Origin of the sequence: Streptomyces incanus (assembly GCF_042656345.1) — a bacterium.
GTDB classification, from domain to species: Bacteria; Actinomycetota; Actinomycetes; order Streptomycetales; family Streptomycetaceae; genus Streptomyces; species Streptomyces incanus.
Genome location: NZ_JBHSPC010000047.1, coordinates 24751 through 35134, shown reverse-complemented (window position 1 = coordinate 35134; position 10384 = coordinate 24751). Strand labels below are relative to the sequence as shown.

The window sequence follows — 10384 nt, the reverse complement described above, 5'->3', positions numbered from 1 at the left end:
TCCAGCCACGGCCGTAGAAGCCGATGCCGAGCAGCAGCTTGCCCGCCGGGACGCCCTTGGCCTTCAGCTTGGCGATGGCGGCGGCGGAGTTGAAGCCGTCCTGCGGGATGCCGTTGTACGCGGTCAGCGGCGAGTGCGGGGCGGTGGGGCCGTTCTTGTTGAAGGCGCCGAAGTAGTCGTACGTCATCACGTTGTACCAGTCGAGGTACTGGGCGGCGCCGCCGTAGTCGGCCGCGTCGATCTTGCCGCCGTTCGAGCCGTCCGCGGTGATGGCGGCGGTGACCAGGTAGTTCTTGCCGAACTCGGCACGCAGGGCCTGGGAGAGGTTCTTGAAGGCCGCCGGGCCGCTGGTGTCGCAGGTGAGGCCGCAGGCGTTCGGGTACTCCCAGTCGATGTCGATGCCGTCGAAGACATCGGCCCAGCGCGGGTCCTCCACGACCTGCTTGCAGGACTTGGCGAACGCGGCCGGGTTCTGCGCGGCCTGGCCGAAGCCGCCGGAGTAGGTCCAGCCGCCGAACGAGTACAGCACCTTGATGTGCGGGTACTTCGCCTTCAGCTGGCGCAGCTGGTTGAAGTTGCCGCGCAGCGGCTGGTCCCAGGCGTCGGCGGTGCCGCTGACGGACTGGTCCGCTGTGTAGGCCTTGTCGGTGGCGGCGTAGGCGTCGTCGAGCTTGCACTGGCCGTTGGTGACGTTGCCGAACGCGTAGTTGATGTGGGTGATCTTGGCGGCCGAACCGGACGTCACCAGGTTCTTGACGTGGTAGTTGCGGCCGTAGACGCCCCACTCGGTGAAGTAACCGAGCTTGACCTTGCCGCCGGTGGGCGGCGGTTCCTCGGTGTTGCCGGTGGTGCGGACCCGCACCGAGCCGCTGACCGGGCCGGTCTGGTCGGCGGTGTCACGGGCCTGCACGCTGTACGAGTAGTCGGTGCCCTTGCTCAGGCCGCTGTCCGTGTACGACGTGCCGGTCACTGTGGCGACCCTGGCGCCGTCGCGCAGGACGTCGTAGTTCTTGACGCCCTTGTCGTCGGTGGCCGCGGACCAGGACAGCCGCACCGAGGTGTCCGTCACGTTGGAGGCCGACGGGGTGCCGGGCGCGGAGGGTGCCGCGTCGCCGGGGACCGAGGTGCCGTCACAGCTGCCGCCGTTGAGCTTGCAGCCGACGGGGGCGCCGGTGCCGGTGCCGTTGAAGCCGAAGCTGAGGGAGGCGCCGGGGGCGAGGGTGCCGTTCCAGGACTTGTTCTTGGCGGTCCAGTGGTTGCCCGAGGACGTCACGTCGGCGTCCCAGGCGGAGGTGACGGAGGTACCGGAGGGGAAGTCCCACTCGACGGTCCACGAGTTCAGGGCGGTGGTGCCGGTGTTCTTCACCGTCCACTTGCCCTCGAAGCCGGAGCCCCAGTCCTGGGTCTTGGCGTAGGTGGCGGTGGCGGACGTCGCGGCCTGGGCAGGGCTCGCGAGGGCGACGAGGGCGGAGAAGGGGAGGAGGAGGGTGGCGAACCCGGCCACGGCTCTGTGTCTGAAGCGCATGCTGCGCCTCCTTTGTGGTGACGGATGTCGTCGGGGGCATGACTGAGCCATCACACCCGCGGTGCCGTGAGGATAGAAAGGTCTGGACCACGGGTCAATAGGTCTGGACCACTAGGCCGTTATGACCTCTGGACACCCAACTCCTGAGCCAGTACCGCCGCTTGCACCCGACTGCGCAGTCCCAGCTTCCCCAGCAGACGGCTGACGTGCGTCTTCACCGTGGCCTCCGCCATGTCGAGGCGCTCGGCGACATCGGCGTTGGACAGGCCCTCGCCGAGACAGCCCAGCACCTCCCGCTCGCGCCGGGTGAGGGAGTCCAGCACCGCCGGATCGGCCGTGGACGCGCGGGCGGGCTTCGCGGCGAACTCGGCGATCAGCCGCCGGGTCACGGCCGGGGCGACGATCCCCTCCCCGCGCGCCACCGTGCGCACGGCCGCGATGAGGTCCTTCGCCTCCGTGTTCTTCAGCAGGAACCCCGAGGCGCCGGCCCGCAGCGCCCCGAAGACGTACTCGTCGAGATCGAAGGTGGTCAGCACCAGCACGTCGGCGAGCTCCTCCGCGACGACCTGCCGGGTGGCCGACACCCCGTCCAGGCGGGGCATCTGCACGTCCATCAGCACCACGTCCGGCCGCAGTTCACGGGCGAGCGCCACCGCCTGCTCACCGTCCGCCGCCTCGCCCGCCACCTCGATGTCGGGCGCGCTGCGCAGGATCAGCACCAGTCCGGCGCGGACGGCGGACTGGTCCTCGGCGACCAGGACGCGGATCATTCGGTCTCTCCTCGGGGAGGGGGCGCGGGGGCGGCGGCCGTGGCGCCCGCGGGGGTGTTGGTGAGGGGCAGGGAGGCGCGCACGACCCAGACAGTGGGGCACGCGGGGTCGGCGCCGTCCTCCGGGCCGGCCCCGAAGGTGCCGTCCAGCAGGGCGACCCGCTCCCGCATCCCCACCAGACCGGCCCCGGAACCCGGGGCGCGCGGGGCGTCCCGGCCGCCGTACGGGCTGACCACGCGGAGGTCCAGGGCGTCGGCCGCACGGCGCAGCCGCACGGTGACCGGCCCCTTGTCGGCGTGCTTCAGCGCGTTGGTCAGCGCCTCCTGAACGATCCTGTACGCGGCGAGCTCCACCGGCGGCGGGACGGCGCCGTGCCCGGCGTCGGGCAGGGGATCGAGGACGACCTCCAGACCGTTGGCGCGGGCCCCCTCCGCCAGGGCGCCGAGACCGTCCAGGGTCGGGGTGGCGGACGGCTCCCGGTCGTCGGCGCGGTCGCGCAGGATGCCGATGAGACGGCGCATCTCGGCCAGTCCCTGGACACTGTTCTCCCGGATCACGGTGAGCGCGTTCCGGGAGGCTTCCTCGTCGTCCAGGGAGAGCGCGGCCGTGGAGTGAATGGCGATCGCGGACAGGTGGTTGGCGACCATGTCGTGCAACTCCCTTGCCATCCGGGCACGTTCCGCGGTCACCGCCTGGGTGCGGTCCATCTCGGCCAGCAGCGCGGTCTGTTCGGCGCGCAGCCGGGCGGCCTCGGCGGCCTCCCGGTGGTTGCGCACGATCAGTCCGGTCGACGCGGGGGTGAACGCGAGGACGCCGACGGCCACCCCGACCAGCAGCGCCTCGGGTACCCGCCACAGCGCGTACGGCACCAGCGCCCCCACGACCGTGAGCAGCGCGGTGAGCCGGGGGAGGAGGCGGGCGGCGGTGGGTGTGCCGTACAGGACGGCGGCGTACATGAGGTCGGTGTACATGATGATCGTGGCCAGGCTGCCCTGGGTGAGACCGTCCGCGAGCAGCGCCGCGGTGCCGGTGAGCAGCGCGGCGCGCGGGGCACTGCGGCGCAGCAGCTCGCAGCCGGCGATCACGGCGAGCGGCAACAGGACCGGCCACCGGCCGTCGAAGACCACGTAGCTCGCGTCGGCGGGCCGCATACCCAGCCCGATGCCCCACAGCAGCAGCCCGCCGAGCAGTCCGGCGAGCGACGCCCACACGTCGAAGCGGTGGGGCCGGGGGAGTCGTAGCGCCATGACCCCATCCAACACGCTGCGCGCGGCCGCCGCCTGATGCCCGAGAACGTTCCTCGGGGCCGCTGGACTGCATCTTTCGATGTACAGGGAGTTCATCGCCGGCGACGACGCCGGCGGCCAGTGCGCAGGGGAGCCTGAAAGGGTGACCGAGAGGAGCGAACCGTGATCGTCGCCTTGATCGCCGCCTGCGAGATCGGCTTCTGGGTGCTGCTGGCCGCCGGACTGGCCTTCCGCTACCTGCTGAGAATGCCGCGCACCGGTCTGGCGCTGCTGCTGTGCGAGCCGCTGCTGGAGGTCGTCCTGCTGGTCGCCACCGCGGTCGACCTCAGGAACGGCGCCGAGCCGGGCTGGGCGCACGGCCTGGCCGCGCTCTACATCGGCTACACCGTCGGGCACGGCCACCGCACCGTGAAGTGGCTGGACGGCCATGCCGCCCACCGCTTCGGCGGCGCCCCGAAGCCGGCCGGGCCGCCCCGCTACGGCACGGCCCGCGCCCGGTACGAGACGAAGCTGTGGCTGGCCACGGCGGCGGGCGCCGCCGTGGCCGTCGCGCTGCTCCGGCTCGCCGTCTGGTACGTCGGTGACGCGAGCCGTACCGGCACGCTGGAGGAATGGAGTTTCGTCGCCCTGCGCGTCACCGGGCTCCACGGCGTGGTGGCCCTGACCTACTGGATCTGGCCGAAGAGGGCCCCGGTGGCCAAGTGGCGGGACGGTCTCGCCGAGCGGAAGGAGAGCGCCGGCCGGTGAACACGGCCGGTCGGCCGGGGTGTCGCCCGGACCGCCCGGCGCTCGGGAGCCGAGGTGTCCGGTGGCGAGGGCCGAGGTCCCTCAGCGCTCCCCGCCCGGTACCCACAGCACGTCGCCGGTCTCCTTGTTGGCGATGCGGGCCAGGATGAAGAGGAGGTCGGAGAGGCGGTTGAGGTAGGTGGCGGCGAGGGGGTTCATGGTGTCGCCGTGCACCTCCAGGGCCGCCCAGGTGGAGCGCTCCGCGCGGCGGACCACGGTGCAGGCCTGGTGGAGGAGGGCGGCGCCCGGTGTGCCCGCCGGGAGGATGAAGGAGCGCAGCTTCTCCAGCCGCTCGTTGAAGTGGTCGCAGTCCGTCTCCAGCCGGTCCACGTAGAACTGCTCGACCCGCAGCGGCGGGAACTCCGGGTTCTCCACGACCGGCGTCGACAGGTCGGCGCCCACGTCGAACAGGTCGTTCTGCACGCGGGTGAGGACCTTGACGACCTCCTCGTCCAGGGCACCCAGCGCGATCGCGGTGCCGATCACCGCGTTCGCCTCGTTGGCGTCGGCGTAGGCGGCGATGCGCAGGTCGGTCTTGGCGACCCGGCTCATGTCACCGAGGTTGGTGGTGCCCTTGTCGCCGGTCTTCGTGTAGATGCGTGTCAGGTTGACCATGGGCCCAGCCTAGTGACGCCCCGGCCGTCCGGACACCGGTGTGCCGGGTGTCACGGGAGGGCGGCACGACGGGGTCGCGCGGCCGGGCGGTACGGCGGGCGCGGGGTGCGGTGCGTGGGGGGTGGCCCGCCGTGCCGGCCGGTCTCGGGTGGGGAGAAGCGCCGGGTCAGATCCCGCAGCTGGGTGCGGACCAGTACGGCGACGGGGCGTGGGCCACGTGGACGTGGTCGTTGTGGCCGGGGTAGCCCGGGCCGAGGATCTCCGAGAAGCCGTGGGTCCTGCTCTGCTTGGCGAGGGTGCAGAAGCTCGGCGAGCCGACCAGGTCGGCCGCGTCGCCGTAGAGGTGACGGCTGGTCGAGGAGCCGCCGACCGCGTTGTTGCAGGCGTAGGAGCGGAAGCCGCTGGAGATGGTGAGCGGCACGTCACCGAGCTGGCGCCGCATCGCCTCCAGCTTCCACATGGTCTTCAGGGCGTTCGCCCTGGCGGTGGCCGCCGGGACCGCGCCGCCCGACCAGTCGGAGTTGCACTTGTTGAGTTCGGCGTAACTGAAGTGGACCGGTGTGCAGTCGGAGTCCTGGAGGGCGTAGAGCTTGTTGAAGGTCGCCGGTCCGGCCACGCCGTCCGCGGCCAGCCCGTAGGCCGCCTGGAACTTCTTGACGGCGGCGGTGGTGCGGGCGCCGTACTGGCCGTCGTAGGAGAGCCGTTCGCCCGAGGTCACCCAGCCCGCGACCCGGATCTGCAGCTGGGTCACATCGCTGCCGGAGGAGCCCTGGGACAGGGAGCGGTTCCAGGTGTAGCAGTCGTCGGCATGCGCCGTGCCCGCGGTGACACTCACACCGAGGACCGTTCCCGCCATGATCATGACAAATGAGAGAAGGGTGCGTGCCGTACGTCTGAGCATGGTGGCCTCCCGGCCGTCGGTCGGTGGACGAGGTGGTGCCGCCGGCCGGACGGCGACCGTCGACCAGCGTGCGCCACGCAGCTACGCGCGTCAACGACGCGTCGGCGAATCCAGGGAGTTGACGACGGGGAGATCCGGTGAGCGAATCGTGCCGTCCGTCGCCGGCCGGGAGTGGCGCCAAGGCCGGGGGAGGTACGGTCCTCGGGCGTGACGGGTGTCTCACGGCGTGAGACGTGACACGCATTACTAACCCCTCACACATCCGCTCACGGACGCTAGTGTCCGCGAGTGACAGACATGAACAGTGCGTGAGCGTTTCGAAGGGGAGTCGCACAGTGGCACGGAAGCTCGCCGTCATCGGGGCCGGTCTCATGGGGTCCGGAATCGCGCAGGTCTCCGCCCAGGCGGGCTGGGACGTCGTTCTGCGCGACGTCACCGACGAGGCGCTCACGCGGGGCACCGACGGGATCAAGTCCTCGTACGACAGGTTCGTGAGCAAGGGCAGGCTCGAGGCCCACGACGCCGACGCGGCCCTCGCCCGGATCACCGCGACCACCGACCTGGACGCCTGCGCCGACGCGGACGTCGTGGTCGAGGCGGTCTTCGAGAAGCTCGAGGTCAAGCACGAGATCTTCCGTGCCCTGGACGGGATCGTGCGCGACGACGCCGTTCTCGCCTCCAACACCTCCGCCATCCCGATCACCAAGATCGCGGCCGCGACGCAGCGTCCGGAGCGGGTCGTCGGCGTCCACTTCTTCTCGCCGGTGCCGATGATGCAGTTGTGCGAACTGGTTCGCGGCTACAAGACCAGCGACGAAACCCTCGCCACCGCACGGGAGTTCGCCGAGTCGGTCGGCAAGACCTGCATCGTCGTCAACCGCGACGTGGCCGGCTTCGTGACCACCCGTCTCATCTCCGCCCTCGTCGTCGAGGCCGCGAAGCTCCACGAGTCGGGCGTGGCGAGCGCCGAGGACATCGACCTGGCCTGCAAGCTGGGCTTCGGGCACGCCATGGGACCGCTGGCCACCGCGGACCTGACCGGCGTGGACATCCTGCTGCACGCCACCAGCAACATCTACACCGAGTCCCAGGACGAGAAGTTCGCCGCTCCCGAGCTGATGCGCCGGATGGTTGACGCCGGTGACATCGGACGGAAGAGCGGGCAGGGCTTCTACACGTACTGATCACCCCGAACGCCCCGGCCCGGTCACCCGCCGGGGTGAATTCGGTATCGATTCGCTTACACGGGGCAACCTCTGCGGGCTCCACGCAGTCAGAGGTTGCATCACCGGCATTACGAAACGTGGAGCACGAGACGCACGCACCGGGGAGCGCATATGCACATCAGGGGCGACCACGCCGAGCTGGTCGTCGGGGGCCGCCTCGACGTCCGCAGCGCGGCGGACGCCCGTACGGTCCTGCACGCGGCCGTCGATGACGGAGTCGGCGACCTGCTGCTGGACCTGTCCGAACTGGACTCCTGGGACGCCACCGGACTCGGCGTGATCATGGGAGCCCACCGACGGGCCGGCCGCTGCGGCCGGCGTTTGGTGCTGCGCGACGTACCGCCGCAGATGCAGCGCCTGTTGGTGGCCACCCGGCTGCACCGGATCCTGGCGATCGAAGGAGGTATCGGGGTGGACACGCTGCCCCGGGTATGAGGCGCAGGACAGGCCCGGCCGGCCAGGACCGGACGGACGGACCCGGCCGGCCTCGGCGTACCGTGCGACGCGCGCACAATCCTCACGAGACCGTGACGTCTCGGACCGCCCGGTACCCCGAGCTGTCGTAGATACTGGGCGAAGGTTTAGGGTTCGGCTGCCCGCCGCCTTGCAACCCTCGAGCGGGACCGGACCAGAAGCGACAGCGCGGTGTGCAGCGACGCCGGGAGTCCGACGACAGGACCCAGGCACACAACGCTTTTGGGGGGCTAGGACCTATGGACCCGAACAACCCGGAACCCGAGGAGTACGGTCGCGACGGCGACGGGCACGCGCCGCGCCAGCGCCCGCCCAGGGATCCCCTCGCATCCGACTTCGGACCGCCCGCGCTCGCGCGCGCGGTGCAGCTCGTCTCCGGCGACTTCCTGCTCACCGTCAATCCCGTCGACGGCAGCGAGATAGAGCCCTGCCCGCCCGCCGAACGGCCCGCCCGCCCGGCGAAGCTGACGGAGGCCGAGCGCGCCGAGACCGCCCGCGCCGCGCAGCCGCCCGTCCCGCCGGGTCCCGCGCAGCCCGTGCTGCCGCTGCTGGCCCGCCAGGACGAGCGCGAGAAGCTGGTCCGGCTGCTCGCCCGCGGCCGCTCCGTGCTCCTCACCGGGCCCGCGGGCTCCGGCCGCACCCGGCTGCTCGACACCGTCGCCGAGGACTGCGCGGACCTCGCCCCCGACGGCGTCGTCCGCCTCAACGGCCACCGCCGCAGCAGCGACGACCTGCTGTACGACCTCTTCTACGCCGTCCACGGCGCGCCCCTGCACCGCCCCGACCGGGACGAACTGGCCGACTGCCTGCGGGAGGTCGGCGCGGTCGTCGTCCTGGACGACCTCGGGTTCGGCGGCGCCGCCCTCGACGAACTGCTGGACGCCACCCCCGAGTGCGCCTTCCTGCTCGGTGCCACCCCGGACGTGCCCGCCCCGTCCGCCGGCTCCGGTGTCGAGGAGATCACCCTCGACGGCCTCGACCGCGCGGCCGGCCTGGAACTGCTGGAGCGCGCCGTCGGCCGGCGCCTCACCGAGGACGAGTCGAACTGGGCCGGCGACCTCTGGTTCGAGTCCGAGGGCCTGCCACTGCGCTTCGTCCAGGCCGGCGCCCTGCTGCGGCAGCGCGACCGGCTGCGCGTCGGCACCAGCGCCGTCGACGAGTTCGGTGTCTTCGAGGACACCCCGCCCGAGGACCTGCCCGAGGACGCCGTCGAGGGCGACGAGATCCCGCTGCCCTCGCTCGGCGATGCGGCCGCCCCCGCCCCGCTGCTCGCCTCCCGGCTCAGCACCTCCGCCCGCGCCACCCTGCGGTTCGCCGTCGCGCTCGGCGGCGAACTCCCGCACCAGGCCCACCTGCCCGCGCTGGTCGGCGACACCCACGCCGACGCCGCCCTCGGTGAACTGGCCGCGTGCGGACTGGTCTGTGCCGTCGGCTCCCGCTACCGGCTCGCCGCCGGTGTGCCGGCCCAACTGGAGGCCGCCGGGTACACCGACGACATCGAGGCCCAGGCCCGTACCGCCGCCCAGCACTACGCCTGGTGGACCGGGCACCCCTCGGTCACCCCGGAGCGGGTCTGCGCCGAGGCCGACGCCGTGCTCGCCGCGCTCGGCCTGCTGCCGCCGCTCTCCTCGGCCGGCGGCGAGGGCGAGCCCAGCACCGCCGTGCAGTTGGCCCGCTCCGCGGCACCCGCGTTCGCCGCGGGCCTGCACTGGAGCGCCTGGGAACGGGCGCTGCGGGCCGGCGCCGAGGCCGCCCGGCACGCCGGGGACGTGGCGGAGGAGGCCTACTTCCACCACGAGCTCGGCATCCACGCCCTGTGCACCGGCGACCTCGACCGTGCCCGCGCCGAGCTGGAGACCTCCATCGGCCTGCGCGGGGCCCTCGCCGACAAGCGCGGCACCGTCGCCGGACGCCGCGCGCTGGCCCTGGTCGCCGACCGCTCCGGCATCCCGATGGCGCTGATGCCGACCGTGGGGGAGGAGGTGCCCGACGTCCACTACGAGGAGTCGGTGTCGCCGCCCCGCGAGGTGCCGACGGCGTTCCCGGAACTCCAGCCGCCCGCCGACGCCGGGCTGATCGTCCACCGCACCGCGCCCGTGCAGGAGCCCGCGCCCGCGCACAAGGCGGGCGGCGGACTGAAGAGTCTGGCCCGGCGCAACCTCGTGGCGGCCGGCGCGGGCGCGCTGCTCGTCGCCGTGCTGGGCACGGTGGTCACCCTCGGCGCCACCTCGGAGAACGACGAGGGCACCTCGTCGGAGAACGTCGGCGTCAACCCGTCCGCGAGCCAGGGCGTCGACGACGGCAGCCTGGGCGCCGACCCGCGGGCCGACGAGAACGGCGACACCGGCGACGCCACCAGCCGGCCGACCGACCCCGGCCCGGACGGCACCCTCGGCACCTCGGACGACCCGACGCCGACGGCCACCGAGTCGGGCGAGTCCTCGGACGACCCGGGCGACACGAAGGAACCGGACGACCCGACGACCGGCACCGGCCCGACGAAGCACACCAAGCCGCCGACGTCGCCCACCAAGCCGCCGACCTCCAACGAGCCGACCGAGCCCACGGACGACCCGACCGACCCCACCAAGGAGCCGACCGAACCGACGACCGAGCCCACCGAGCCGACGGCGGAGCCGACGGACGGGCCCTCCTCGCCGGAGACGACCACCTCGGCGAGCGGTCCCGCCCCCTCCACCCCCGCGGAGACGGAGTCGGAGGTGAGCGGTTCGGCGAGCGCCCCGCAGAGCAGCGCCGAGGGCACGCCCAGCAGCTCCGGGACGATGGTGATCTGACGGACGCACGCGGGAAGGGCCGGACTCCCGAGGGGAATCCGGCCC

At 72.4% G+C, this 10384-nt stretch carries 9 protein-coding genes; 4 read left to right on the top strand and 5 right to left on the bottom strand.

Going from position 1 to position 10384, the window contains the following annotated elements; translation table 11 throughout:
• The 3 genes from ACFP2V_RS18060 to ACFP2V_RS18050 form a co-directional block, all read right to left on the bottom strand.
• Positions 1-1525, bottom strand: a 1525-nt coding sequence (locus tag ACFP2V_RS18060; protein ID WP_381213179.1) for a glycosyl hydrolase family 18 protein, incomplete at its 3' end; no start/stop codon positions are given.
• A gap of 119 nt (positions 1526-1644) precedes the next feature.
• A complete protein-coding gene (locus tag ACFP2V_RS18055; protein WP_055591764.1) occupies positions 1645-2295 on the bottom strand; it encodes a response regulator in 651 nt (216 codons plus the stop codon).
• Positions 2292-3542, bottom strand: a complete 1251-nt coding sequence (locus ACFP2V_RS18050; protein WP_381212955.1) for a sensor histidine kinase — start codon at positions 3540-3542, stop codon at positions 2292-2294. Before ACFP2V_RS18050 ends, ACFP2V_RS18055 begins: the two co-directional genes overlap by 4 nt.
• 162 nt (positions 3543-3704) lie before the next feature.
• Here ACFP2V_RS18050 and ACFP2V_RS18045 point away from each other — a divergent pair, with 162 nt between their 5' ends.
• Positions 3705-4289, top strand: a complete 585-nt coding sequence (locus ACFP2V_RS18045) for a hypothetical protein (protein WP_381212952.1) — start codon at positions 3705-3707, stop codon at positions 4287-4289.
• 81 nt (positions 4290-4370) lie between these two features.
• Here the strand turns inward: ACFP2V_RS18045 and ACFP2V_RS18040 are convergent, their stop codons facing one another.
• Together ACFP2V_RS18040 and ACFP2V_RS18035 are read right to left on the bottom strand one after the other, a co-directional pair.
• On the bottom strand, positions 4371-4943 hold the full coding sequence (locus tag ACFP2V_RS18040; protein ID WP_381212949.1) for a cob(I)yrinic acid a,c-diamide adenosyltransferase: 573 nt from the start codon (positions 4941-4943) through the stop codon (positions 4371-4373).
• A 166-nt stretch (positions 4944-5109) separates the two neighbouring features.
• Entirely contained in the window at positions 5110-5844 is a 735-nt protein-coding gene (locus tag ACFP2V_RS18035; protein ID WP_381212946.1) for a D-Ala-D-Ala carboxypeptidase family metallohydrolase, read from the bottom strand.
• 335 nt (positions 5845-6179) lie between these two features.
• On the opposite strand from ACFP2V_RS18035, the gene ACFP2V_RS18030 reads away from it, so the two are divergent.
• From ACFP2V_RS18030 to ACFP2V_RS18020, 3 genes are all read left to right on the top strand, one after another.
• Entirely contained in the window at positions 6180-7028 is an 849-nt protein-coding gene (locus tag ACFP2V_RS18030; protein WP_381212943.1) for a 3-hydroxyacyl-CoA dehydrogenase family protein, read from the top strand.
• A 153-nt stretch (positions 7029-7181) separates the two neighbouring features.
• A complete protein-coding gene (locus ACFP2V_RS18025) occupies positions 7182-7505 on the top strand; it encodes an STAS domain-containing protein (RefSeq protein ID WP_055593451.1) in 324 nt (107 codons plus the stop codon).
• A 278-nt stretch (positions 7506-7783) separates the two neighbouring features.
• Entirely contained in the window at positions 7784-10339 is a 2556-nt protein-coding gene (locus ACFP2V_RS18020; protein WP_381212939.1) for an ATP-binding protein, read from the top strand.
• Positions 10340-10384: the final 45 nt, after the last annotated feature.